This is a genomic window from Pseudactinotalea sp., assembly GCF_048594945.1.
GTDB lineage: Bacteria > Actinomycetota > Actinomycetes > Actinomycetales > Beutenbergiaceae > Pseudactinotalea.
The window spans coordinates 1-22,753 of the sequence record NZ_JBMDXJ010000531.1; the positions used below are offsets into that span (position 1 = coordinate 1).

The 22,753-nt window shown below is 70.3% G+C and carries 26 protein-coding genes; 7 read left to right on the forward strand and 19 right to left on the reverse strand.

Going from position 1 to position 22,753, the window contains the following annotated elements; all coding sequences use genetic code 11:
• From ACOJSN_RS24210 to ACOJSN_RS24220, 3 genes are all read right to left on the reverse strand, one after another.
• A partial coding sequence (locus tag ACOJSN_RS24210) for an MBL fold metallo-hydrolase (RefSeq protein ID WP_420115046.1) occupies positions 1 to 624 on the reverse strand: 624 nt, incomplete at its 3' end.
• 74 nt (positions 625 to 698) lie between these two features.
• Entirely contained in the window at positions 699 to 1,124 is a 426-nt protein-coding gene (locus ACOJSN_RS24215; RefSeq protein WP_420115047.1) for a type II toxin-antitoxin system VapC family toxin, read from the reverse strand.
• On the reverse strand, positions 1,121 to 1,372 hold the full coding sequence (locus tag ACOJSN_RS24220) for an antitoxin (RefSeq protein WP_420115048.1): 252 nt from the start codon (positions 1,370 to 1,372) through the stop codon (positions 1,121 to 1,123). Before ACOJSN_RS24220 ends, ACOJSN_RS24215 begins: the two co-directional genes overlap by 4 nt.
• Positions 1,373 to 1,458: 86 nt before the next feature.
• On the opposite strand from ACOJSN_RS24220, the gene ACOJSN_RS24225 reads away from it, so the two are divergent.
• Positions 1,459 to 2,418 carry an aldo/keto reductase gene (locus ACOJSN_RS24225; RefSeq protein ID WP_420115049.1) on the forward strand — a complete coding sequence of 320 codons (960 nt, stop codon included), beginning with the start codon at positions 1,459 to 1,461 and terminating at the stop codon, positions 2,416 to 2,418.
• A complete protein-coding gene (locus tag ACOJSN_RS24230) occupies positions 2,418 to 2,777 on the forward strand; it encodes a MerR family transcriptional regulator (RefSeq protein ID WP_420115050.1) in 360 nt (119 codons plus the stop codon). The genes ACOJSN_RS24225 and ACOJSN_RS24230 overlap by 1 nt, the downstream gene beginning before the upstream one ends.
• Positions 2,778 to 2,823: 46 nt before the next feature.
• Here ACOJSN_RS24230 and ACOJSN_RS24235 read toward each other — a convergent pair whose 3' ends face one another.
• From ACOJSN_RS24235 to ACOJSN_RS24250, 4 genes are all read right to left on the reverse strand, one after another.
• Positions 2,824 to 3,846 (reverse strand): family 43 glycosylhydrolase, encoded by a 1,023-nt coding sequence (locus ACOJSN_RS24235; protein WP_420115051.1) that lies wholly within the window; start codon positions 3,844 to 3,846, stop codon positions 2,824 to 2,826.
• Positions 3,843 to 4,538, reverse strand: coding sequence for a 2-phosphosulfolactate phosphatase (locus ACOJSN_RS24240; protein ID WP_420115052.1), 696 nt, complete (start codon positions 4,536 to 4,538; stop codon positions 3,843 to 3,845). The genes ACOJSN_RS24235 and ACOJSN_RS24240 overlap by 4 nt, the downstream gene beginning before the upstream one ends.
• A 64-nt stretch (positions 4,539 to 4,602) precedes the next feature.
• Positions 4,603 to 6,741 (reverse strand): hypothetical protein, encoded by a 2,139-nt coding sequence (locus ACOJSN_RS24245; RefSeq protein WP_420115053.1) that lies wholly within the window; start codon positions 6,739 to 6,741, stop codon positions 4,603 to 4,605.
• On the reverse strand, positions 6,738 to 8,009 hold the full coding sequence (locus ACOJSN_RS24250; RefSeq protein ID WP_420115054.1) for an ABC transporter substrate-binding protein: 1,272 nt from the start codon (positions 8,007 to 8,009) through the stop codon (positions 6,738 to 6,740). The genes ACOJSN_RS24245 and ACOJSN_RS24250 overlap by 4 nt, the downstream gene beginning before the upstream one ends.
• A gap of 165 nt (positions 8,010 to 8,174) precedes the next feature.
• Between ACOJSN_RS24250 and ACOJSN_RS24255 the strand changes: the two genes are divergently transcribed.
• On the forward strand, positions 8,175 to 9,272 hold the full coding sequence (locus tag ACOJSN_RS24255; protein WP_420115055.1) for a LacI family DNA-binding transcriptional regulator: 1,098 nt from the start codon (positions 8,175 to 8,177) through the stop codon (positions 9,270 to 9,272).
• Between the two features lie 6 nt (positions 9,273 to 9,278).
• On the opposite strand, the gene ACOJSN_RS24260 is transcribed toward ACOJSN_RS24255, so the two are convergent.
• Positions 9,279 to 10,016: a methyltransferase domain-containing protein gene (locus ACOJSN_RS24260; RefSeq protein ID WP_420115056.1), complete on the reverse strand. Its 738-nt coding sequence runs from the start codon at positions 10,014 to 10,016 to the stop codon at positions 9,279 to 9,281.
• A 48-nt stretch (positions 10,017 to 10,064) separates the two neighbouring features.
• Positions 10,065 to 11,150 carry a serine hydrolase domain-containing protein gene (locus ACOJSN_RS24265; protein ID WP_420115057.1) on the reverse strand — a complete coding sequence of 362 codons (1,086 nt, stop codon included), beginning with the start codon at positions 11,148 to 11,150 and terminating at the stop codon, positions 10,065 to 10,067.
• 73 nt (positions 11,151 to 11,223) lie between these two features.
• Between ACOJSN_RS24265 and ACOJSN_RS24270 the strand changes: the two genes are divergently transcribed.
• Both ACOJSN_RS24270 and ACOJSN_RS24275 read left to right on the forward strand, forming a co-directional pair.
• On the forward strand, positions 11,224 to 11,742 hold the full coding sequence (locus ACOJSN_RS24270) for a PadR family transcriptional regulator (RefSeq protein ID WP_420115058.1): 519 nt from the start codon (positions 11,224 to 11,226) through the stop codon (positions 11,740 to 11,742).
• A gap of 99 nt (positions 11,743 to 11,841) precedes the next feature.
• Positions 11,842 to 12,354, forward strand: coding sequence for a hypothetical protein (locus tag ACOJSN_RS24275; RefSeq protein WP_420115059.1), 513 nt, complete (start codon positions 11,842 to 11,844; stop codon positions 12,352 to 12,354).
• Here ACOJSN_RS24275 and helR read toward each other — a convergent pair.
• Positions 12,351 to 14,498, reverse strand: a complete 2,148-nt coding sequence (gene helR / locus ACOJSN_RS24280) for an RNA polymerase recycling motor ATPase HelR (RefSeq protein WP_420115060.1) — start codon at positions 14,496 to 14,498, stop codon at positions 12,351 to 12,353. The two genes, ACOJSN_RS24275 and helR, sit on opposite strands and share 4 nt — an antisense overlap.
• Positions 14,499 to 14,755: 257 nt before the next feature.
• Here helR and ACOJSN_RS24285 point away from each other — a divergent pair, with 257 nt between their 5' ends.
• Entirely contained in the window at positions 14,756 to 14,947 is a 192-nt protein-coding gene (locus tag ACOJSN_RS24285) for a zinc-binding dehydrogenase (protein WP_420115071.1), read from the forward strand.
• Here ACOJSN_RS24285 and ACOJSN_RS24290 read toward each other — a convergent pair.
• Complete coding sequence (locus ACOJSN_RS24290; RefSeq protein WP_420115061.1) at positions 14,916 to 15,773, reverse strand: alpha/beta fold hydrolase; 858 nt, start codon at positions 15,771 to 15,773, stop codon at positions 14,916 to 14,918. The genes ACOJSN_RS24285 and ACOJSN_RS24290 overlap by 32 nt on opposite strands.
• Entirely contained in the window at positions 15,770 to 16,255 is a 486-nt protein-coding gene (locus ACOJSN_RS24295; RefSeq protein ID WP_420115062.1) for a GbsR/MarR family transcriptional regulator, read from the reverse strand. The genes ACOJSN_RS24290 and ACOJSN_RS24295 overlap by 4 nt, the downstream gene beginning before the upstream one ends.
• A gap of 232 nt (positions 16,256 to 16,487) precedes the next feature.
• Between ACOJSN_RS24295 and ACOJSN_RS24300 the strand changes: the two genes are divergently transcribed.
• Complete coding sequence (locus tag ACOJSN_RS24300) at positions 16,488 to 16,901, forward strand: nitroreductase/quinone reductase family protein (RefSeq protein WP_420115063.1); 414 nt, start codon at positions 16,488 to 16,490, stop codon at positions 16,899 to 16,901.
• Here the strand turns inward: ACOJSN_RS24300 and ACOJSN_RS24305 are convergent.
• The 7 genes from ACOJSN_RS24305 to ACOJSN_RS24335 all read right to left on the reverse strand — a co-directional run bounded on the left by ACOJSN_RS24305 (position 16,887) and on the right by ACOJSN_RS24335 (position 22,560).
• Positions 16,887 to 17,471 carry a hypothetical protein gene (locus ACOJSN_RS24305; RefSeq protein WP_420115064.1) on the reverse strand — a complete coding sequence of 195 codons (585 nt, stop codon included), beginning with the start codon at positions 17,469 to 17,471 and terminating at the stop codon, positions 16,887 to 16,889. The genes ACOJSN_RS24300 and ACOJSN_RS24305 overlap by 15 nt on opposite strands.
• Before the next feature lie 78 nt (positions 17,472 to 17,549).
• Complete coding sequence (locus ACOJSN_RS24310; protein WP_420115065.1) at positions 17,550 to 18,407, reverse strand: MurR/RpiR family transcriptional regulator; 858 nt, start codon at positions 18,405 to 18,407, stop codon at positions 17,550 to 17,552.
• Entirely contained in the window at positions 18,385 to 19,227 is an 843-nt protein-coding gene (phnE, locus tag ACOJSN_RS24315; RefSeq protein WP_420115066.1) for a phosphonate ABC transporter, permease protein PhnE, read from the reverse strand. The genes ACOJSN_RS24310 and phnE (ACOJSN_RS24315) overlap by 23 nt, the downstream gene beginning before the upstream one ends.
• On the reverse strand, positions 19,224 to 20,027 hold the full coding sequence (phnE, locus tag ACOJSN_RS24320) for a phosphonate ABC transporter, permease protein PhnE (RefSeq protein ID WP_420115067.1): 804 nt from the start codon (positions 20,025 to 20,027) through the stop codon (positions 19,224 to 19,226). Before phnE (ACOJSN_RS24320) ends, phnE (ACOJSN_RS24315) begins: the two co-directional genes overlap by 4 nt.
• A gap of 1 nt (position 20,028) precedes the next feature.
• A complete protein-coding gene (gene phnC, locus ACOJSN_RS24325) occupies positions 20,029 to 20,850 on the reverse strand; it encodes a phosphonate ABC transporter ATP-binding protein (RefSeq protein WP_420115068.1) in 822 nt (273 codons plus the stop codon).
• Between the two features lie 2 nt (positions 20,851 to 20,852).
• Entirely contained in the window at positions 20,853 to 21,854 is a 1,002-nt protein-coding gene (locus ACOJSN_RS24330) for a phosphate/phosphite/phosphonate ABC transporter substrate-binding protein (protein ID WP_420115069.1), read from the reverse strand.
• A gap of 1 nt (position 21,855) precedes the next feature.
• Entirely contained in the window at positions 21,856 to 22,560 is a 705-nt protein-coding gene (locus ACOJSN_RS24335) for an HAD family hydrolase (protein WP_420115070.1), read from the reverse strand.
• Between the last annotated feature and the right edge of the window lie 193 nt (positions 22,561 to 22,753).

Consider the following 22,753-nt stretch of genomic DNA (forward strand, 5'->3'; position numbering starts at 1 on the left):
GCCGACCTCACCGGTGGAGGTGGTGTGCCCCAGGCCCGCACCGACCGAGCCGCGCGGGTCGCGTGGCAGCACCGCCCCGTACATGTAGCCGGCGCGACGAGCCATCGCGGTCCCCACGTAGAGGTTCTCGGCGACCGCGTGCTCGAGGAAACCCTCGGGCGCGATGACCTGCACCTCGCCGGCGGCCACAGCCTCGGGCGAGGTGACGCCCAGCACGCCGCCGAAGTGGTCGACGTGGCTATGCGTGTAGATGACGGCCTTCACGGCGCGCTCGCCGCGGTGCTGGCGGTAGAGCGCGAGCGCCGCAGCCGCGGTCTCGGTGGAGATCAGCGGATCGATGACGATCACGCCGGTGCTGCCCTCCACGAACGTGATGTTGGACAGGTCGAAGCCGCGCACCTGGTAGATGCCGTCGACCACCTCGAACAGGCCGTGCTTGGCCACGAGCGTGCCCATGCGCCACAGGCTCGGGTGGACGGTCTCGGGTGCGTCACCGGTCAGGAAGTCGTAGCTGTCGCCATCCCACACCACCTCGCCAGCGGCATCCTTGATGACGCAGGGCCGAATGGTGTCGATGAAGCCCCGCTCCGCGTCGGCGAAGTCGTCGGTCCTGCTGCTGTCCACGTGTTCTTCCTTCACGTCGGCGGTGCTGGCTGGTTCGGGAACACGCGGCCCCCGACTGCACCTTGCCACAGCGCTCAGCGCGGGCGCTCGGTCCGGATCCCGGGGAATCGAGTGAAGTCGCTGTCGAAAGTCACCACGGTGGCCTTGTGCTCACGAGCGAGGGCCGCGAGGTGCGCATCGTTGGTGAGGTTCCCACCTGAACCGACGTGCTCGAGCAGCTCTCGGAGCAGAGCGGGGTGACGCGAGCCGGGCTGCAGCAGTGCGGCGGACCGTGCGCTCAGCCAGTCGTCGACGTAGTCCATCGCGGCAGACTCCTGCAGTGGCTGCGGAAAGACGACCGGGTGGGTGGTGAGACGGATGAATCCCACCAGGGCCAACCAAGCGAAGCCGACCGGAGCACCTCCGCTCAACGCCGAGTCGAGCCAGCGCTTCGCCACGTGGTGCTGCGGAGCCGAGCCGTTGACGGCGTAGACGAGAACGTTCGTGTCAACGAGTTTCATCGGCCCTCGCGCAGCTTCTTCACGAGCTCGGCGTCCTCCAGGTCGGCCGCGACGCGGTTGGCGTGCGTGAGGTCGAGCATCGGCTCCCCCAGTTCCACGACCTCGGTCGAGAAGCTCAGATCAACCCGACCGGCGGCACCGTCGCGGATCGCATCGTTGAGCGCGCGCTTGAACGAGACGCCCTTGGCGGCCATCCGGTCGCGCACAACCTGTTCGGCATCGGGGTCCAACGTGACGGTCGTTCGCATGCCAGCATGCTGTCACTGGTGATGCCTTGCTGTCAAAACAGGAAGCCTTGACCTGGAGCGCGCTCCAGGTTTCATAGTCGGGTGCCATGAGCGCGGAACTAAAGGCAGAGATGGGCCCGCAGATCGTGCTGGGCACCATGTACTACGGCACGAAGACGAGTGAGACCACCGCGCGCGACCTGATGAGCGCGTTCGTGGACCTCGGCGGGCGGTGGCTCGACACCGCCAACTGCTACTCCTTCTGGGAAGACGCCAGTGGTGTCGGCGGTGCCAGCGAGGAGGTGATCGGCCGTTGGTTGGCCGACGGCCCGCACCGGCGAGACCGGGTGCGGATCGCCACGAAGGTGCGGCAGCAGCCGACCGTGCCGCACCGCTGGCCCGAGACCGCCGAGGGACTCTCGCCGGAGGCGATCCACCGCGGCCTCGACGGCAGCCTGCAACGGCTGGGGCTCGATGCCGTGGATCTGCTGTGGGCACATGCCGAGGACCGCTCGGTGCCGTTGGTGCAGACTGTGAAGGCGTTCGGCGAGCAGGTCGCGGCCGGTCGGGTCGGCATGCTGGGCGCCTCCAACCACCGGGCATGGCGGGTGGAGCGTGCGCGCGTGCTCGCCCGGCAGCGAGGCCTCGCCTGCTACGAGGCGATGCAGTTGCGGCGCAGTTATGTCTCGCCCCGCCCGGGCGCGCCCGTGCCGGAGGAGGGCCAGATGTTCGCCGACGAGGAGACGCTCGACTACACCGCGGCGGAACGCCTGCCGCTGTGGGTCTACCTGTCACTGCTCTACGGCACGTACGTGCGCGAGGACCGGCCGCTGTCGGAGCCGTACGACCATCCGGGGACCACGCGCCGCCGCGCGGCGCTGGCGGAGATCGTCGCCGATACCGGTGCCACGGCGAACCAAGTCGTACTGTCATGGCTGATGTCGGGCGCGTCACCGGCGAGCCCGATCGTGGGCGTCAGCTCGGTCGACCAGCTCACCGACGTGATGGCGGCCCACGAGCTCACACTCGATGACGAGCACCGACGACGACTGGACGAGGCGACGTGATGACCACCACCTTCACCCCTGCAGAGACCGCCGAGGCGACCGGTCTCACGATCGACACGTTGCGTTACTACGAGCGCGAGGGGCTCGTCGGGCCGATCAGCCGCGCCACCAGCGGGCACCGCACCTACTCCGACGGCGACGTCGCCTGGATCGGCCTGCTCACCTGCCTCCGTGACGCCGGCCTGGGCATCGACCACCTGCGCGAGTTCACCCGACTGCTGCGCGACATGGCGACCGTCGAGGACCGCGTCGGCTTCCTCAAGCAGCGCCGTGAAGAGCTGCTGGCACAGACCGAGGCGATACGAGCCGCCGTCGACGTCCTCGACGAGAAGATCGCCTACTACTCAACCCCACGCTGAGCCCGTGCGTCCTGCGTCGAGAAGAGGCGCCCCTGCACGAGCGACGCTACTGGTGGGTGGCGTGCAGACCGCTGGGTGTGCTGGTGATGTCGTGGACCTCGGCACGCACACGCGGCGTGCCCATGCCGCGGTGCAGGACCAGGACGAGGTCGCCGTCATGTGTGGTGAGCAGCATGCCGTGGCCGGCATTGCCACCGACCAGCACCTCGCCCTGGTGCCACGGCCCGAGCAGCGAGCCCGACGGCGAGATCGCCTGGGTCTCCACGTACTCGCCTCCCGTAAAACTGGGGTCAGGGCGATAGGAGGCCCAGATCATCGCGAGCGCACCGCCCGGCAGCTGGTGCAGCTGCGGGCCGTCGGTCACGTACGGCGCGAGGGCGTGCGTACTCGGCGTGACGTCTCGGAACCACGAGGCTTCGGAGGCGCGGAACAGGTGGACGGGATCTCCCGCGACACGGAGATCCTCATCGAGTGGAACTGCCTCCATGGTGCCGTCCACGGTCTGCACCCACTCGTGGGCGTACACGAGCCAGGGGGCGCCGCGCTCGTCACGGGTGAGGGTGCCGTCGAGCGCCATGAAGCTCCACGGTGTGTGTGGGCGTTGTGGGTCGAGCAGCTGGAACGGGCCGCGCGGATCATCGGCGACCGCGAGCACGGTGCCGCGCCGCACAGGCGTGAAGTCACCCCAACCGTCCGAGGACATCGCGATCCGGGTGGTGCGCTGAGTGACCTCGGGCAGCCGCTCGGCAGGATTGTGCAGGGTCGTCGCCAGCACGTACCGGTCACCCCACGCGTGCACCTCCGGAGCCCACGGGGCGACCGACGGATCGGCCCAGCAGTCCTGCGGAACCGTGAAGACCGCCGTCGGCGATCCCCACGAGACCAGGTCCGGGCTCCACCACGCGAGCACCCCGGTGCCGGGCGGCGCGGGGTAGTCGGATCCTTCAGGGATCTGACGCTGCCAGCGACCGGAGTCGTAGGCCGTGTAGAGCAGGTAACCGCCCTCGACGGCGAGCACGTAGGGGTCGTGGCACGGGACGTCGTCAAGGGGGTGCGGGGCGGAGGTCACGGGTCCATTGTGAGGGGAGTGACGGCGAGCAGCCCGCCGTCCTCCGGCGTGGCCTGCAGCGCGTCGTCGAAGGCATCTAGCTCCATGCAGCGCCGCAGGTCGTCGGCGTCCACGCCTTCCACACGCGGATCGGCGCCGCGCTCCAGGCACTCCTGCCCCGCCGCCGACCGGACCACACGCGCGAGGTACGGCGGCGCGAAGGCGCTGCCTCCGCCGTCGAGCAACGCGGTGAGGTAGTCGGCGAGGGCGAGGTCCTCGTCACCCTCGGTGGGAACCAGCAGCACCCGCTGACGTTCGGCGGCGACGATCGCGCGGGCGGTGGCGGCCGCTGTCGCGAACGATGCACACAGCACCAGCGGCACCGATCCGACCGCGAACGCTCCCCTCGTGCCATTGCCCGTCACCTGGATCACGGTGCGGCCGGTGAGATCCTCCCGCGCGATGCGGCCCGGCGCATTGGGGAGCGCGAACCGCGGATCGGCGGCGCGATCCTTCAGCAGCAGCGCGTCTGGGAACCGCTCGGCCTGCGCCTGTACCGCCTCCTCGACGCCGGGCGCGAACAGCAGGCGCTGTGCACCGCGGGCGAGGCACCAGGGTGCGACCGTGAAGGCGCGGATGACGTCGATGACCACCGCCACATCCGCGTCCACGCTCGCATCGAGGTCGTTGACGTGCAGGGTGACGATCTCCACGCGATCAGCCTACGTGGCGTAGCCTGCAGGCCCTCCGAGCGCGGAGCATGCCAGACCACGCCCGTCAGGTGCCCGTGTTGGCGGGACCCGGCGCCCTGACGAATCCTTCATGCCGCACAGACCAGGTGGGCGGGAGACCGGGGCGCTCCGGGCCGCCGTCCCACCCCGCCACCATCAGGGCGACCGCGCTGAGCAACGCACCATTCCCCGGCAGGTAGGCCGGGAGGGTAGGGCTCTGCACGTTGTGCCCGTGTGAGCCGTGATGGTTCTTGGCGGCGGGCAGCAGCAGCGCGTCGACGGCGTCGGTGCCGCGCCCGAGCCGCGCCGCCGTCATGGCCAGCATTCCGTAGTCCCACCCCCAGGTGCTCTCCCAGTCCCAGTCCGCCAGCACGCCGTCGAACGTGGACGACATGACCTCCTCCTCGATCAGACCGGTCGGTGGCACCAGGCCCAGAGCCGCGACCATCGACGGGTGATCGGTCCGGATCGTGAACGGGTCGACGTCGATCGCCTCGTAGCGGCCGGCCCGGGTCAGCGGGGAGACCATGCCGTCGGCAACCTCGATCCAGCGGGTGCGCTCGGGCAACCCCAGTTCGCGCGACCACTCGGCCGCGACCAGCAGCGCCCAGCGCCAGTACGCCAGCTCGAACGTGGGGTTCGTGAGCCGGTGCCGCAGCCGCGCGTACGACTCCTGCGCCGGGACCAACGGAGGTCCGAGTGCGAACCCGGCGTCGGTGGCGCTGACGACATCGGCCATCAGCTCGGCGCTCTCGATCACCACCTCCCGGTACCGCTCGGTCACCGTTCGCGCGGCCGCATCGCCGTCGCGGTGTCGTACGGCCCGGCGCACGAGTTCGGCGAGGTGAATGGGGTGCGGTTGCTGCCACAACAGGAACGGCCCGATGTCGCTGGGCGACTCACGACCGTCGGGGGCGACCTGCTTGGGCCACCGGGCGCCGCGGTATCCCTGGCGAGCAGCGATACGCTGCGCCTCCGGCAGGATTCGCTGGTACCAGCCGAGCGAGCGCTCCAGCAGCTCCGGCCGGCCCCAGGTGGCGAAGTGCGCGGCGTGCCACCAGTGCATCTCCAGGTGGAATCGGCCGCGCCAAGAATTGGTCAGCAACCCGGTCTCAGCCGGCGGGAGCGTGCCCGCACAGTTGACTCGGGTCAGGTACTGGGAGAGCACGATCCGGCGCTCCAGCTCGTGGGCGCGCGGATCCTCGACCTCGCCGAGGTCCACGGCGGCGCCGGAGCGCCAGAACGTCGGCCACTGGTCCTCGCACGCCACCAGCACCTCGTCGAGGCTCGTCGCGACCGCAGGGGCCTCGCCCTCACGCAGTCGCACGGTCAATGACAGCGACGGTCCGGTGGTCGTGACGCCCACCCGATGCTGCTCGACCAGCTCGGCTTCGCCGTCCGTGGTGACGTCGGCCGTGTAGCGCGTCGCGTCGAGGCGGCGGTGGATCCGCCATCGGCCGTCGCCGCCCTCGAGAACCGTGGTGTGCGCGCCCGGCGCGCTCAGGTCGAGCGCGTTGGTCCACGACTCGCTGCCGTAGCCGAACCGGAGCGACACCGGCGGCACGTAGCCCTCGACGCGAACGGCGAGCACGTCCTCGCAGGGGTGCACCGCCGTGGTCACCTGAGTCACCTCCTGCCCCGGTACGCGGAACCGGCTGCTCAGCACGCCGGTCCACAGGTCGAGGTGCTGCTCGACGTCGCGGAGGGACTCGATCTCGACCGGGAGGTCGAACCCGACCAGACCGAGATGCAGCCGGTGCGGGTTGTTGCGCAGCGTGCGCTCGTCGTCCGTGCCGACGTCGCCGTCAGGCCCCCGCGCCGTCGTGTCCAGGTCGACGTAGGTGACCGGACCGCGCGGGGTGTCGTAGGTCCGCAGCGCATCCGCCAGGCGAGCACCATCCGCAATCGGGACGCTGTGCCAGCCCCACTGCGCCATCGTGCCCAGCAGGGTCCCCTCGGGCTCGCCGTGGATCGAGGCGTGCGGATGCGCGTCCGGATAGCTCTGCAGCCCGGTGATGTCGACTGCGACCGCCAGCTCCCCGTTGCCCACCTGCAGCGGCTCACCGGTCCGGTGCTCGGCACGGCGTGGGTGGTGCCGAGCGAGCACAGCACGGCGATCGATCGGCTGGCCGGTCCGCCTCGTCGTCGCCGTTCCGGCGGGCACGCTGCCGCTGCCGCCGGTCAAGCGATGGCCTGCTCGGACTCGCTGAACCACTGGTCGGCGGCCTCCTCGGGTCCGAGCCGCCCGAAGCAGACGTCGGAGATCGCACGCTGGGTGATGTCGCCGACGGCGGTCGATCCGGTCGGTCCGATCGTCAAGGTCTCCAGCGGCTGGGTCCGCAAGGCATCGATGTACTCGGTCTGTGCCTGGTCCGGGCCCGAGAGGTCGGCGGCGATGCGTTCACGCACCGAGGCGAGCGTCGGGACGCCACGGTCCACGCCGACGAGCGCCGTCGCCTCCGGATCGGTCAGCACGAAGTTGATGAAGGTGGCTGCCTCCACGGGGTACTCCGACCGCGCGTAGATGCCGTAGTACTGCGAGGACTGCAGCCACATCCCGAGATTCTCCGGCTCGTCGTGCGGCAGGGTGACCAGTCGCAGGTCGGCGCCCGAGGCCACGGAGTACGCCGTGAGGAGATTGCTCCACTGCAGGCTCATCCCGGCCTGACCGGTGCCCACCAGGTTCTGCTCCAGCGGCCCGGCGGAGAGCTCGTTGATCCGGGCAGCCGAGGGGGCAGCACCCGCCTCGATCATCTGCAACGGCAGTGTGAGGAAGTCGGTGACGGTGGCGGCGGTCAGGCCAAGTTGGCCCTCGGCCGTGTAGAGCGCCTCGCCCCGCTGGCGAGCGAACGCATCGAGCGTGTCATGGTCGAGCACGGCATCCGTGCCGTACGTCCCCTCCGGCGAGCGCTCGCTGACCTCGGCTGCGAGGGCGAGGTACTCCGACCAGGTCCAGGTGCCGTCGGGCACCTCGACGCCGGCCGCCGCGAGCACGTCGGCGTTGACGATCGCGGCCAACGCGTTCACGCCGGTGGTCATCGCGTACTGCACGCCGTCCACCTGGCCGTTCGCGATGATCGCCTCGTCCACGCCGTCGGTTGACAGCTGCGCGGAGACCTCCGCGAGGTCCAGGAGCGCGCCGCGGCCGGCGTACTCGGCGACGTAGGCACCGCCGAGGGTGATGACGTCGGGAGCGTCGCCGGCCGCCGTCGTGGTGGCCAACCGGTCCCAGTAGCTGTCGTCGACCGGCTCGCCCGCCACCTCGACCTCGGGGTGCTTGCTGAGGAACAGCTCGATCACCTCCTGCGTTGCTCGACGGCGCTCGGCGTTCCCCCACCAGGTGAACCGGACCGCGGTGTCGGACGCGGTCTGCCCTCGCGAGGTGCAGGCGGCGGTCCCCGCCAGGACCGGGACCAGACCGGCGGCGAGCGCGATGAAGGTGCGGCGTTGCATGTGTGTCGTCCTCGTCCGTGAGCGTGGCGGTCCGGGCGGATCAGTCGCTTCGGCAAGTCGAGCCCGGCGTCGGCTGCCATCTTCGGCAGCGCGTAGGGTGTCCGTCAAACGCAGGGCGTTCATTCGAACATGAAATGAACATCCGCCAGATGATCGGACCGGATCATGCCGCTCACCCGCCGTCAGGAACGCATCCTCGCCGAGGTGCGTGTCCGCGGCCGTGTCGACGCCACCCAGCTCGCCGCGCGCGAAGGTGTCTCGGCGATGACCGTGCGACGAGACCTGCGCGGTCTCGATGACGCCGGACTGGTGCGCCGCGTCCACGGCGGCGCGGTCCCCGTCGACTACCGCCCGTCGACGGGCATTCCGTCGACCGGTCGCAAGCGAGCTGCGGACCCAGCGACGGACAGCACGCTGTTCACGCTGGGGCTCTGCGTCCCGGACGCGGAGTACTACTTCCCGCACGTCGTCGCCGGCGCCGTTGACCAGGCGAGCGCCCTCGGAGGTCGGGTCGTCCTGGCGTTCTCCCGATACGAGACCACCCGGGAACAGGACCAGATCAGGCGCCTGGTGGCGAACGGCGTCGACGGCTTGCTCGTCGCCACCGCGGAGATCGAGGCACCCGGAACCCTGGAGCTGCTCTCCGCCGTCGAGATCCCCTCCGTGCTGCTGGAGCGCTCGGCGCACGCCGGGCCGCCGCAAGCGGGGCTGGAATCGGTCCGGAGCGACCACGACCTCGGGGCCGCGATGGCGGTGGAGCACCTGAACAGCCTCGGTCATCGCGTGATCGCCCACGCCGTTCTCGACACTCACTCTTCGACAGCCGTCCGCGCGGGCTACCTGCGCGAACTGGCGCGTGGCGGGCTCACCGAGCACTCGCTCGTGGAACCTGGCCCGTGGCCGCCATTGCGGGAACGGACCCACGACGTCATCGATGCTCTGCTTGCGTGCCGCGCCACGGCCGTGTGCGTCCATCCCGACTGGTACGCCTTGGAGCTGGTCGAGGCACTCGGCGAGCGCGGTGTGTCCGTCCCTGACGACATCTCGGTCGTCGCGCACGACGACGTCGTCGCTGCCCACGCCGACGTGCCGCTCACGGCGATCGCCCCACCCAAGATGGAGGTGGGTCGGTTCGCCACGACCATGCTGGTCGAGCGACTCTCGACGCTCGGCGGGCCTGCGTTCCCGCTCCGACATCTCACGCTCGCGCCCGCTCTGGTCGTCAGGGACTCCACTGCGCCCGTGGCAGGAGGCGGCGAGTGACGCGCGTCAACGGGCTCGTGCCAGCAGGCTGAAGGCGTTGGGCAGGCGACCATCCCATGCCGCTGCCTTCTGCTCACCCGGCTTCCAGAACGGCTCTGGGTGCTCAGCGAGATGCTCGACGGCGAAACCCGCCTCGAGCACGCCCGTGACCAGTTGGGCGAGCGTGCGCTGGTGCTCGTAGGCGCCGTTCGCGGGGAAGGTGTCGTTGACGTGGCCGGGCGCGAAGTAGGAGCGATCCGGGCGCACGCGCGCCTCGCTCGGCTCCCACGTCCACAACGGCACCAGCGGGTGCGCCTCGTAGACGAAGAGCGCGCCACCCGGGCGCAGGATCCGGTGCATCTCGGCGAGAAAGGCCGGCAGATCCGCCACCCAGATCAGCGCGCCCTTGCCGGTGTAGACGAGGTCGGTTGACTCTGCTGCCAGGCCAGTCGCCGGCAGCTCGACCTCACGGTAGCTGCACGGGAGGCTGAGCTCGTCAGCGCGCTGCTGAGCCGACCTCACCGCTGCCGGGCTGTAGTCGAGCCCGAGCACGCGCGCGACGCCGAGCCTGGCGAGTGCGAGGTCGTCGAGGCCGTGACCGCTCATCGGATGGACCACGTCAGCGCCCGCGATGTCCGCCGCCAGCACCTCCTCCTCGATCGGCTCGAGCCGGTAGGTGCGCGCTCGCTCGAGGTGCTCCGCCGCCTCATGCTCGTACTTGGTCGAGGCCTTCGCCCATGCCTCGCGCGTCCGGTCCGTTTCCATCAGGACATACTGCCGCTCTCCGCCGGTGGCCCGGAACGGCGGCGATGCTCACCGGCCCAGCAGGCGCGCGATCTGCATGTGGATCATGAAGCTCTGCTGCATCGCACGGTTGGAGTGGAAGTTGAGCACCACGGAGGCGCCCTGCTCGGGGTAGGCGAACACGTGCGTGGCCCAGAAGCCGAGGTGGCCGACCGGCTGCGGGAGGCCGCGCATCAGCGGCGGCATGAACTCCCCGAACCGCAGCGTCATCGAGCCGGCTCCGTACCGGATGCCGGGGCGGAACCGGTGGCGCGGCCGCTGCAGGTAGGCGAGCGTGCTCGGCGTGACCAGCGCACCCTCGTGAAGGGCCTTCAGGTAGCGCACCCAGTCGTGCGGCGGCGCCACGATGTTGCCGCCGGCCCAGTCCAGGCTCACCGCATGCGCATGAGTCAGCTCGTGCTTGCCGATCCAGAACGGCTCGATGTCGAGTCCGGTCAGGTCGTCGGCGATCAGGGTCGCGTCGTAGGGCGTGCTCGCGCGCTCCATCCCGGCCGGCTCGAAGATCCGCGAGCGCAGCAACTCGGCGAACGGCCGCCCGCTGGCCTCCTCCGCGATGCGCCCGAGCAGCACCCAGTTCGTATCCGAGTAGACGAACCGCTCGCCCGGCCGCCCCTCGGGTGGGAGGGTCTTGGCGGCGTCGAGCAGGTCGGTCGGCGTGAAGCGCCGTTCGGGATGCTCGACGGCGGAGCGCACCGACGCGACCGTGTCACGTCCGCGCCTGGTCTCGAAGTAGTCCGGCAGGCCCGAGGTCTGGGTGAGCAGGTGCTCGACCGTGATGTCGGCGGCCGGGTCGACTCCGCTCACAGCGGGGAGCCCCGCGAGATCGGCAGCGGGTAGCACCTCGCCGAGCGGCGTTGCGAAGGTGAACGCGCCGGCCTCGACGAGCTGGGCCACGAGCGTCGCCGTGAGGAGCTTGCCCGAGCTGGCCGCGTGGAACGGCCGCTCGATCGGCCCGTGCTCGAAGGACCAGCCGGGCGTGTGCACCAGCACCTGCGGCGCCGGGAGCCGCGGCGCGCGGCGGCGGGTGAGGCGCTCCAGGGCGCGCTGCAGCTTGTCGGTCCCTCGCGGTGCGACGGCGGCACTCTCGGTGATCATCATCTGCCTCCCCCTCTCGTAGATATGTCTACTAGACAGGTCTACGAGAGTCAATGGCGCCTACGCTGTCGCCATGGCCCACGTGATCCTCGGCTTGCTGCTGATCGTGCCGCAGAGCCTCTACGACCTCATCAAGTCGTTCGAGGCCGGCGTCTCGCTCTTCTACAGCGCCTCCTCCGGGAGCATCAAGCGCGCCCTCGACGGCCTCCTCGCCGATGGTCATATCGAGGTCATCAGCACCGACGGGCCCCGCGGCCGCAAGGTTTACGACGTCACCGACTCCGGCCGCGAGGCGTTCCGCACCTGGATGACCGGCGAGCCGACCGGAGATGCCGAGACGGCCGCGCTCTCGCGCCTCTACTTCCTCGGGCTGCTGCCTGCCGAGGATCGGGCCGGGGTGCTCCGCAAGGCCAGCCTTCGGATCGAGGCCGGCATGCGGCAGCTGGAGCACGTCGCGGACCACATCGCCCAGGCCGGGATCCCGGAGCACCAGCGTGAGCTCGGGCACTACCAGCTCGCCACCCTCGAGTACGGCCTGGGCTCCTACCGCCACGCCGTGGGATTCTTCGACGACCTGCTCGAGCGGGAGTAATCCGCCTGCCGCAGGTGCGGTGGCGTCGCGCCACGCACGCCGGATCCACACCGCAGACATGGCTCCCGCCACTACTGTCCGACCACGAGAGGGGTGCAGGTGAGGGGTCGAGGAGGAGCCGTCGGGATCGTGCTCGCCTGCGCGCTCACGCTCGGCGGCTGCAGCACGACCGGGCCGCTGGAGTCAACCGATGAGCCTGGTCAGGTGGTCTGCACGCCGCAGGATGCGGAGGGTCGCGCGGTGATCGCGATGAGCGTCGTCAGCCTCAGCGATGACCGCGACGTCACCGTCACCGCAGTCACGCTCGTGGACCCCGACGGTCTCGAGCTCATCGGCCACGATTTCGGGCCGGCCGACGACGACGAGAGCTACTCCGCGTACGCCATCGTCGGCGGCGACTACGACACGCTCGGGCCACCAGACGATCCCGTGAGCACCCTGACGGCAGGGCACAGCTACCTGGTGGAGGTCGGGCTCGCGGCGGCACCGGAAGGTGGAGCCACCCACGGCGTCGAGATCGAGTACCGAGTCCACGCCTCGAACGACACCCGCACCGTGCAGACCGCCGTGACCATGCAGGTCGCCGCAGCCGGCGAGGTCTGCACGGGTTAGGTAGCGGTCAGCACGACCAGCTGCTGCGTGGCGCGGGTCATCGAGACGTACCGGTCGACGGCGCCTTCGATCCCGCCACCCAGATCCTCCGGCTCGACGAGCACCACGAGGTCGAACTCGAGCCCTTTCGCGGTGACCGGTGTCAGCGATCGCACCCGTTCCGAGTCCTCGAACGCGGAGGAACCGATCACGCACGCCACACCCTCGTACTCCGCGAGCCAGCCGTCCAGGATCGCGGTGAGCTCCGCCGTCGACCCTTCATGAACCGGCACACCGGTGCTGCGGATCGAGGTGGGCACGTTGGCATCGGGCAGGGCCGCCAGGATGCCGGGCGCCGCGTAGTCCATCACCTCCGCCGGGGTGCGGTAGTTGACGCCGAGCGAGCGCACCTGCGCCCGGCGCACGCCCACGCGCTCGAGTCGCTCGGTCCACGACTCCGCGAACCCGTGCCGGGCCTGGGCGCGGTCGCCGACGATAGTGAAGCTCCCGCTCGGGCAGCGGCGCAGCACCATCTGCCACTCGGCGTCGGTGAGCTCCTGCGCCTCGTCGATGATCACGTGCGCGAACGGGCCTGCAAGCGGGTCCCGCGCGGCCTCGGGCATCCCGGAGGTGTCCACCAGCGCCTCGCGCAGGTCGACCCCGCGCAGCATGGACATGATCTGCAGGTCACCGTCATCGTGCTCGATGAGGTCGGAGACGATGCCGTCCATCTCCGCACGCTGCCGCGCAATCATCGCCCGACGACGGCGCCCCACCCGCTCTTTGTCGATGTCACCCAGGCGACTCCTGGCCGCGTCGAGCAGCGGCAGGTCGGCATGGGTCCACTCCTGCGGGCGCTCCCGCTGGAGCATCGCCACCTCGTCGCGACTCAGCCACGGCGCCGCCATCCGCAGGTACGCGGGCACCGACCACAGGTCGCTGACCACATCCGCCGGCTCCAGGAGCGGCCAGGCGCCGTTGAGCGTGGCGGCGAGGTCGCGGTCACCGCGCAGCACGCGGAGCAGCAGCTCGGGGTCGGTGTCCTCGATCTGGGCAGCCACCGCATCGGCGAGCTCGTCCCAGATCAGGTCGCGGGCCTCGTTGTGCGGGGTGCCACGCGCGGCGTCGAACGCGGACGCCCAGTCGCCCGTGCGCACCAGCGCGTCGCCCCAGGGCGTCTCGACCTCGATCCGCTCGGTCGGCGGGTCCTCGTAGAACCGCACCGCCTTCTCGATCGCCTCGATCATCGCGACCTGCGCCTTGAGATCGGCGACGGTGGAGTCCGACTCGGGCTGCGCCGTCGCTCCCTCGGGGGCGAGATCGCGCAACGTGACCGTGCGGACGTCTTCCTCACCGAGACTCGGCAACACGTCGGCGGTGTAACGCACGTAGTGCTCGTGCGGGCCGAGCTCGAGCACGCCGCCGCCGCGGCCGTCGAGGCGCGGGTCTGTGTAGGTGAGGTAGGCGGCGCGGTGCAGGGCGACCACCGTCTTGCCGGTGCCGGGCCCGCCGTCGACCACGAGCGCGCCCTCGCTGGAGGCGCGCACGATCTCATCTTGATCGGCGGCGATGGTGCCGAGCACATCGCGCATCTGTGGTGACCTGCTCGCGCCGAGGCTCGCGATGAAGGCAGACTGGTCATCGAGCGCTGCGGCACCCGCAGCGGCGCCCTCCTCGGTGAAGGCTTCGTCCCAGTAGTCGACGATCCGCCCCACGCTCCAGCGGAAGCGCCGCCTGCTCGCCAGCCCCATCGGGTGTGCTTGGGTAGCCGCGAAGAAGGGCTCAGCCGCGGGTGAGCGCCAGTCGACGAGCAGACTGCCGCCATCGCCGTCGGTCATCCCGAGGCGACCGATGTAGGTGGCCTCGCCCGACTCGGTGACGATCCGCCCGAGGCAGAGGTCGAGTCCGTAGCGGCGCAGCGTGCGCAGCCGGGCGGACATCGCGTGGATGCGCTGGTCGCGTTCGAGCGCCTCGGTGCCGCTGCCGCCCGGGGCGCGACGCTCGGCGGCAAGGCGGTTCTCCAGGTCGGCGATCTGGTTCGCCAGGCTCGTGGCGATGGTGTCGAGATGGTCCTCGTCCGCGGCGATCAGGGCCGGATCGGCCTTGGCAGCGAGGCGCTCAGGGAGGGCGAACGGGGTGGTGGCGGTGCGGTGTCGCGAGGGCATGGTCGGAGATTCTCCGCCTGGGAGGGGGCCTTGCCGCAAGCCCCCCACTGCGCTATAACGTAGATAGTGGCAAGGCAGCCGCGCGTGCACGACGATCAGTGTCATGAGGGCAGCGGTGTGCGACACGTGCGGCTCGCCCGACGAGTTGCGACTCGAAGAGATCGCCACGCCGACGCCCGGTCCCACCCAGGTGCTCGTCGAGGTTCACGCCATCTCGCTGAACCTTGTCCGACTGGGAATGCGTGCGCGGCTCGCCGATGTACGCCCGCCTCACCAGCGGCCACGCCGCGGTACACGTGAGCGAGGTGTTCCCACTCCAGGAGACGCCGGCCGCGCTCGCTGCGGTCGGCGCCGGGCATCCGTCCGGCAAGGTGGTCGTCGAGGTCAGACCGCGGGACGTGATGGCGTCGGGACCGGTCAGGCGAGGAACTCGCGGACCAGGTCGTTGACGCGCTCGGGTTCCTGCCGGTTCACCCAGTGCCCGCCGCCCTCGATCATCTCGAGCCGGGCTCCGGGCACGAGCGCCGCCGCAGCACGCGTGTGCTTGGGCGCGACCCCGACATCCTTGTCACCCTGGATGAACAGCGTCGGACACGCGATGGTGTGCAGCTGCGGGCGCAGGTCGACCCGCATCCGCCAGAAGTCGATCGAGGTGTTCTGCCAGTCGGTCGAGCCGCTCCCGCCACGGCGCTCCACCTCGGCCATGACGTCATCGACGATCTGCTCGAAGTCGTCCACCGGCCCAGGGATCAGGGAGGAACGAACGAACTTCGCGACGCCCGCACGCGTGCGGAACACCATCGAGGGAAGCGTGTCGTTGAGCAGCGGCAGCTTGGCGGTGAGCCAGAGCAGCTGATGCACCACGGGCGGGAAGGAGATGGTGCCGCCCGGCGCGATGGCGACGATCCGACGCACCCGGTCTCGGTACTCGATCGCGGTCGCCAACGTGAGTGCGCCACCCTGGGACATCCCCACCACGTCCGCGCGGTCGATCTCGTAGTGGTCCAGTACGGCCGCCACCGCTCCGAGCAGTCGTTCGTGGTCAGCCACCCCGTTCCACGGCATGCTGCCGCCCTGCTTCGGCCAGTCGAGCGCGTAGACCGCGCGGTCGCGCGCGAGTGCAGGCATCATGCGTGCCCAGCTCAGGTGCGCGTTGTCGATGCCGCCGCCGCTGAGCAGCAGCACCGGCTGCCCACCACTGCCGGCACGCGCAACCCGCAACCGCCCTTCCGGCTGCTCGATCCAGTCGTGGGTGATGCTCGCGTTGTCGGTCATCGTCGCAGCCCTTCCTGTTGCGATCGCCAGCGCTCCAGCAGTGCGGGGAGCTCGGTCTCGAGGAATCGGTACAGATCGGTCACGTGCTCCAGACGCTCACGCCGCTGCGGCGAGGCGCCTGCCAGCACGTCCAGACCCCGCTCGGTCACCTCGCGGAACGCCGTGGTCTGCGCGTAGCGGCGCATCAGCATCCGGCTCCAGCCATCCGGCGCGATCCGGAAGTACTCGTTGCGGTCACCGCGGCGGCGGGTCCGCTCGACCAGGCCGCTCGGCGTGAGCAACCGCATCGCGGAGGAGATCGAACTGCGGCTGACCTGCAGCGCCACGGTCAGCTGCGCCGGCGTCTGCTCGGCCGGATCGCAGATCAACAGCCACCCGATCACCCGCCCGGCGATCAGTGGCAAGCCTTCGGTCACGAAGAACTCGGCGACCTCGTCCACGTAGGTCGCTTCCGCGGCGGTCAGCTCCGGTCCCGGTTCCATGTCGAGAACATTACACTCATTGCAGCTATTACTGCAACAAGCGCAAGGTCGGTCTGTTACTCGGCGAGCCCATGGTCGAGCAGGAGGTCGTGCCCGGTATGGGCACTCATTGCGGGCAGAACTCCCTGTTCGAACGGCATCGGCGGGCAGAATCCCCTGCTCGCCCGGGGCCGCAGAGTGTGGCGCCCACCCCCGTGGGAATGCCCTGACGCGCCCACATGTTGGCTCGCACGTGGACTTCAACCAGCAGATCATCGACGCGTTCCGAGCCAACAACGGGGAGGTCAACGAGCCGATGCCCTTCGGCAAGAGCCTCGTGCTCGTGCACGTCCCGAAGAAGGACGGCACCACCCGCATCGCTCCCTTGGCCGCCATCGAGCACGACGGCGCCTGGCACGTCGTCGGCTCCGCAGGCGGCTCACCGAAGCACCCCGCCTGGGTCTACGGGCTTCGCCGCACCGAGCAGGTCGACATCGAGGTTCCTGGCGACCCCGTCACCACGCTCGATGCCACCGTCGAGGAACTGACCGGAACCGAGCGCGATCAGATGTGGGACCGCTTCAAGCAGCGTTCCAGCGGGTTCGCCGCGTACGAGAAGACGGCGGAGGGCCGAGTCTTCCCGATCTTCCGGCTAGCCGCGGCCTGATCGACGCCGGCGGCTCGTGGTGACGCCCGCCAGGAGCGTGGACAGCGCGAAGATGTAGACGGCGAACGCCCAGTCCTGCGGTTCCTGACACGTGATCGTCAGGAGCGTGACCAGGGCGCCTGCGGCCACCATCACATAGAACGCCGCGTTCTCGGACTCCGGCTCGCGCCACGCCTTCCGAATGGTCGGCAGCGCAGCGGCAGCATCGGCACCGACCGCGAGCAGCACCGCGACCGGCGCCTGCTCCAACCCCCACCAGGCCACGAGCGCCACGACCGCGATCGCGCCGCACGCCAGATCGAACGGGCCGACGCGCGCATGATGATGCCGGCTGAGGACAGCGGCCACGAGCACGATCAGCGGCCCCACGCCGGCCGCGAGCGTCAGGATGGCAGGCAGCCCGACGCCGGAATCGAGCTGCGCGAAGAAGCCGATCGTGGGGGCGGTGGCCCAGAGCGCCCAGGTGACAAGGTTGGGCCGGGCACGCCCGCGCACGGTCGCGGTGGCGTAGTGCACGCTTCCGACGAGGCTCAGTGTCGCGCTGAGAAACACCCAGTGCGGGTCGAGCACGAGGGCCTCTCCTCCGGCGGCGATGGACCACGGTCAGCCTTCACGATAGGGGCTGGCACGCACACGGCCGCAGCCCACTCACTCCCGCAGCCGCTTGCCCACCACGCCCATCGCGACAGCCCGGGCCTGGCGACCCCGATCGCCGCGTCTGCTCACGAGGAGGTCGACGACAGACTCGACCACCAGTGCCATGCCGGCGCGAGAGGTATGCATCAGCTCATCGGGGAACGAGTAGGTGACCTGCGGGATCACGAGCGCGATATCAGCGTGCGCGACCAGCGGCGAACGCGCGAATGACGTCAGCGCGAGCACCGTGGCGCCCGCCTCGCGCGCGGCCGCCGCGGCATCCAGACTCGCCTCGTTCGCACCCGACCCCGAGAGCACGAGGCACACCGAGCCCGGCGTCAGCCCACGGGCAGCGATCTGCTGCGCGAACGCATCGGGCAGGTACTCGGCCGGGCGACCGGCCGCGCTGAGCCGCATCGCCATGTCCAGACCCAGCGGAGTCGACAGCCCCGCCGCGACCACGACCACCCGATCGGCCACGTCGAGCCCGCGCACGAACGCGGCGACGTCCTCGTCGGTGAGCGCCGCCGTCAGGCGTGGAAGGTTCCGCCCGAATCTGTCGACGGCGGACCGCAGTGTCCCGACGGCGGTGCTCTCGTCCTGTTCCTGGCTCTCGTTGAGAGCCACATCGCGGGCGAGTGCGACGCGCAGCTGCGGGTAGCCCTCGTAGCCGAGCGTCTGGGACGTGCGGATCACCGAGGCGCGACCGACACCGACCTTGTCAGCGAGCTCCTGCGCGGTGCACTCCACGGCGGTGGCGAGGTCGGCGGCGATGGCGTCGACCACACGGCGCTCACTGGGCTGCAGCGAGGGGCCGAGTGCAGCGATGCGCGCCGACACCGGTGCGTCAGCGGGGCCTGTCCATGCCACGGGCGCGTGCTCCCTCCATGATGCGGCGGCGGATCGACCCGGAGATCAGGTCGAAGATCATCGTGATGACGACCACCACGATCAGCAGCATGCCGACCGTGTCCCACTCGCGGTAGTTCGTGTAGTTGGACAGCATGCTGCCGATACCTCCCGCACCGACCAAGCCGAGCACTGCCGACGTCCGGATGTTGATCTCGAACCGGTACAGCGCGAACGACATCAGGGCGGGTGCGGCGGCCGGCCAGAGTGCCCATCGGGTGACCTCAGCGGTGTTGCCACCGGCGGCGCGGACCGCCTCGGAGGCACCTTCCTGCACGGACTCGATCGTCTCGTAGACCCACTTGCCCTGCGTGCCGATTCCGGCGATGCCCAGCGCGAGCGCTCCGGTGAAGGGCGTCAGGCCGGTCACGGTCAGCAGGATCAGCGCGATGATCACCTCGGGCACCGCGCGGATCACGGCGAAGATCCCACGCAGCAGGTAACGCAGCCACGCCGGCCCCACGCCGCGAGCGGCGAGCATGCCCAGCGGGATCGAGAGCGCCACGCACCCGATCGCGCCGAGCCACGCCATCGAGATCGAGCGCCACGTCTCGAACAGCGCGCGCGGCAGCCTGTCCCAGTTGGGCTCGGCGAACATCAGCACGAGGTAGTCCCACACGCGACCAGGCATGCTGCCGAGCTCGGACCACGAGATGTCCAGGCCCGCGGTCGCGGCCAGCACGATCGCGCCGACCACCACGGCGGAGATCGTCGCGCCCACGCGGGAGGGGCGCGGCGGGACCACCAGCGTGGTCGGCTCAGGCGGGGCTGTCGTGGTCATCGCAGCCGCTTCCGCAGCGCGTTCGAGACCAGCTCGATCAGCACGACCACCACGAGGATCTCCAGGATGATCATGCCGACGTCGTCGTAGGCGTAGAAGCCGCGGCGCTCGTCGAGGAGGCGCCCGATGCCGCCGGCACCGACGATCCCGAGGATCGCCGAGATGCGCACGTTGAGCTCCAGCGAGTACAGCCACTGGTTGGCGAACAGCGGCCACGACTGCGGCAGCAGCGTCGCCCGGTTCATCTGCGCCTGCGTGCCGCCCGCCGCCTGGCCCGCCTCGAGGTACGGGTGGTCGGTGGCCTCGATCGCCTCCGACACCAGCTTGACCACCACGCCGACGTTGAACAGGAACAGCGTGAGGAAGCCGGGGAGCGTGCCCACCCCCACCATCGCGACCAGCACGGTGGCGAACACGAGATCCGGCACGGCCCGGTTGACGTTGATGACGAACCGCACGAGCGCGCGCCCGAACCGGTTCGGGTTGCTCGGTCGCGCCGCCCACAGGGTCAACGGCACCGACACCACGGCCGCGAACGCCGCCCCGGCCACCGCCATCGCGAGCGTCTCGAGCATCGGCCCCACCGTGCGCGGCAGGAACGTGAAGTCCGGCTGCAGCAGCTGCCGCACCTTGGTGGCGCCGTTGGCCCAGTTCCGGGCGATCGCGCCGAAGTCCACCTCCACGCCGCCGATCGCCGGCAGGCAGGTGAGCGCCGTGAAGGCGACCAGCGCGGCGACGATCAACGCCGCCCGAAGGCGGCGGCGAGGCCGCGGAGGGAGGGCGAGCTCCGCCGTCGTCATCTCAGCTGCCCAACCGGTCGCGGACCTGGATGGGGCGGCCGTAGATCTCCTCGAAGTCGGCGTCGGTGGCGGAGGTGGCGGGGCCGTCGTAGACGAGGCGGCCGTCGCGCAGCCCGATCATGCGGTCGGTGTACTGGCGCGCGAGGTCCATGAGGTGGATGTTGATCATCACGGTGAGGCCACGCTCGGCGTTGATGCGGCGCAGGTCGCTCATCACGGCGTGGGCGGTGGGCGGGTCGAGGCTCGCGACCGGCTCGTCGGCGAGCATCACCGAGGGCTGCTGCGTGAGCGCGCGGGCGATCGCGACCCGTTGCTTCTGGCCGCCCGAGAGCGCGCCGGCACGGCTCCAGACCTTCTCGAGCATGCCCACCGAGTCGAGCGCGTGCAGCGCGATGTCCTTGTCGACGGCGGTGGGCAGGCCGAGCACGGTCCGCACCGTGGGGTTGTGGGCGAACCGGCCCACGAGCACGTTGTTGAGCACGCTCGTGCGGTCCGCCAGGTAGAAGCCCTGGAAGATCATCCCGATGTGGCCGCGCAGCTCGCGCAGCGCCCGGCCACGCAGTGTGGTGACGTCGTGGCCGCCCACGGTCACGGTGCCCTCGGTCGCGGGGACCAAGCCGTTGATCGTGCGGATGAGCGTCGACTTGCCCGAGCCCGAGAGTCCCACCACGGACACGATCTCGCCCGGCTCGATGTGCACCGAGACGTCCTGGAGCGCCCGGGTGCCGTTCGGGTAGGTCACGGACACGGCGTCGAGATCGATCGACCAAGGTGTGGAAACCGCGGCCAGCTCCGCCTCCTCACCCACCGGCTGTGCACTCATGCTCAGCCCGCGAACTCGGCCAGGATCTCGCCGTAGCGGGTGATCTCGTCCTGCGCGGTCTCGTTCGTCCAGTCGGACAGGCCCACGAGGTTGAACATGACGTCGGCGGCCGCGTCGGAGGAGTCGGCGTAGTCGTCCATCAGCGTGGTGAGCTCGGCGACCAGGTCCTCGGGCAGGTTGCTCGAGGCAGCCACGCCGCCGTTGGGGATCATCTCGGTGTAGGCGAACACGACGGCCTGGTCGGCGACGTCGGGCACCTCCTCGATCACGGTCACGCGGGCGTCCCAGTAGGCGAAGCCGACCTCGGCGTCACCGTTCGCGACCGCGAGCACGGCGTTGTTGTTGCCCTCGACCGGGATCTGGTTCAGCGCATCGGTGTCCACACCCTGCTCGCGCATCGCGACGATCGGGTACTGGTAGCCCGCCGGGGAGGTGGCAGCCTGCAGCGCGACCGGGGTGCTGGCGTCGATGTTCGCGAGCGCCTCGACGCCGGCGGGGCCCTCACCCGTGGCGTCCGCTCCGGTCTCGGTGCCGTTGCAGTAGGACAGCTCGTCACCGGTGGCGCCGTACGCAGCGGTCACGACCTCGTCGGTGCAGTACTTGTCCGGGTTGTTCGTCATCGCGATCGCGGCGTAGGAGGTGGCGCCGAAGCGCACGTCACGCAGGATCAGCTGGGCGTTGTACTGCTCGATCGCGTGGTAGAGGGAACCGGCGTCGGTGATGATCACCTGCGCCTGGTCGGCGCCGAGCGCCTCCACGGTGGCGGCGTAGTCGTTGGCGACCACGCCGTTGACGTCGATGCCCAGCCCCTCGGAGAGGTAGGCGGTCAGCGGGTCGAGCGCCTCGGCGAGGTCGGCGCCCTCGACCGAGGGAACGAGCGAGATGGTGATCTCGCTGGGCCACTCGCCGTCGGCGCTGCTACCGCCGCCGTCATCGGAGGAGCAGCCGGCGAGCGCGAGCACCGCAGCGGCGGCCGCCGCGGGCACGAGGAGGGACGTGCGCATGTCAGTGCCTTTCGGAGCGGGTGCCGGCGCCGAGCGGAGCCGGGGTGGAGCCGGGGTCTGAGGCAGCCCAGCGGAGGATGTCGTCGTAGAGGTCCACGAGGGACGCGCCGCGCATGGTCGGCGTGTGCTCGCCGGGATCGGTGACGCCGACCAACGCGATGGCAGCACCGGCGACGTGGCCGGGTTCGAGGTCGTTGTCCCAGCGATCTCCCACGCACAGCACGTGACCGGTAGCGAGGTGGCGCGCCACGATCGGCTTCAGCCCGGCGGGCTTGCCCACCGAGCAGTCCACCTCGGTGAGCTGGTGTCGCACACCGAGCACCGTGAGCGCGTGCTCGATCCCGGTGGCGGGCGCGTTGGTGGCGAGCACGCAGATGGCGTGCTCGGCGAGCTCGGTCATGAACTCGGGCAGGCCTGCCGGGGCGTGGATCGGGGCGGCGTCGGTCGCGACCAGCTCGCGGCTCGCGAGGTACGCGAGAGAGAGCTGCTGCTCGGTCACGCCATGACTGCGCGCGGTGCTCGCCACGGCGTCGTAGGCGTCGTCGAAGTTGGTCTCACCCGCATCGAAGGCCCCGACGGCGGCCAGGCAGTCCGCGACGACGGTCTCGCCTCCGTGCTCGGCCAGGGCCCGGGCGTAGGCGTCGAGGGGTCCGCGCCCGAGCGCGAGCGTGCCGTCGAAGTCGAAGACGACGGTGGGGCGAGGCATGCGGTTCCGTTCTCTGGACGTTGCGGCCAGAGTAGACGCTACTCATGGACGCAACGGCCACGAGTAGGTAACGCCTCCGTTGTGGTCGAGTGAACAGCTCCCACCCGAAGCGGTGAGGGGGGTCCCAGCGACCCGGCGCAGCGGGGAGTGGGGTCCCACCCGGCCAGTCGACGGGGCCCCACACGCACCGCCA

Bases quoted from the DNA above. Each gene is read 5' to 3' on its own strand.
- ACOJSN_RS24215 (WP_420115047.1), bottom strand. From the start codon at position 1,124: ATGAAACTCGTTGACACGAACGTTCTCGTCTACGCCGTCAACGGCTCG.
- ACOJSN_RS24220 (WP_420115048.1), bottom strand. From the start codon at position 1,372: ATGCGAACGACCGTCACGTTGGACCCCGATGCCGAACAGGTTGTGCGC.
- ACOJSN_RS24225 (WP_420115049.1), top strand. From the start codon at position 1,459: ATGAGCGCGGAACTAAAGGCAGAGATGGGCCCGCAGATCGTGCTGGGC.
- ACOJSN_RS24230 (WP_420115050.1), top strand. From the start codon at position 2,418: ATGACCACCACCTTCACCCCTGCAGAGACCGCCGAGGCGACCGGTCTC.
- ACOJSN_RS24250 (WP_420115054.1), bottom strand. From the start codon at position 8,009: ATGCAACGCCGCACCTTCATCGCGCTCGCCGCCGGTCTGGTCCCGGTC.
- ACOJSN_RS24255 (WP_420115055.1), top strand. From the start codon at position 8,175: ATGCCGCTCACCCGCCGTCAGGAACGCATCCTCGCCGAGGTGCGTGTC.
- ACOJSN_RS24260 (WP_420115056.1), bottom strand. From the start codon at position 10,016: ATGGAAACGGACCGGACGCGCGAGGCATGGGCGAAGGCCTCGACCAAG.
- ACOJSN_RS24265 (WP_420115057.1), bottom strand. From the start codon at position 11,150: ATGATCACCGAGAGTGCCGCCGTCGCACCGCGAGGGACCGACAAGCTG.
- ACOJSN_RS24270 (WP_420115058.1), top strand. From the start codon at position 11,224: ATGGCCCACGTGATCCTCGGCTTGCTGCTGATCGTGCCGCAGAGCCTC.
- helR (WP_420115060.1), bottom strand. From the start codon at position 14,498: ATGCCCTCGCGACACCGCACCGCCACCACCCCGTTCGCCCTCCCTGAG.
- ACOJSN_RS24285 (WP_420115071.1), top strand. From the start codon at position 14,756: ATGTACGCCCGCCTCACCAGCGGCCACGCCGCGGTACACGTGAGCGAG.
- ACOJSN_RS24290 (WP_420115061.1), bottom strand. From the start codon at position 15,773: ATGACCGACAACGCGAGCATCACCCACGACTGGATCGAGCAGCCGGAA.
- ACOJSN_RS24295 (WP_420115062.1), bottom strand. From the start codon at position 16,255: ATGGAACCGGGACCGGAGCTGACCGCCGCGGAAGCGACCTACGTGGAC.
- phnE (WP_420115066.1), bottom strand. From the start codon at position 19,227: ATGACCACGACAGCCCCGCCTGAGCCGACCACGCTGGTGGTCCCGCCG.
- phnE (WP_420115067.1), bottom strand. From the start codon at position 20,027: ATGACGACGGCGGAGCTCGCCCTCCCTCCGCGGCCTCGCCGCCGCCTT.
- phnC (WP_420115068.1), bottom strand. From the start codon at position 20,850: ATGAGTGCACAGCCGGTGGGTGAGGAGGCGGAGCTGGCCGCGGTTTCC.
- ACOJSN_RS24330 (WP_420115069.1), bottom strand. From the start codon at position 21,854: ATGCGCACGTCCCTCCTCGTGCCCGCGGCGGCCGCCGCTGCGGTGCTC.
- ACOJSN_RS24335 (WP_420115070.1), bottom strand. From the start codon at position 22,560: ATGCCTCGCCCCACCGTCGTCTTCGACTTCGACGGCACGCTCGCGCTC.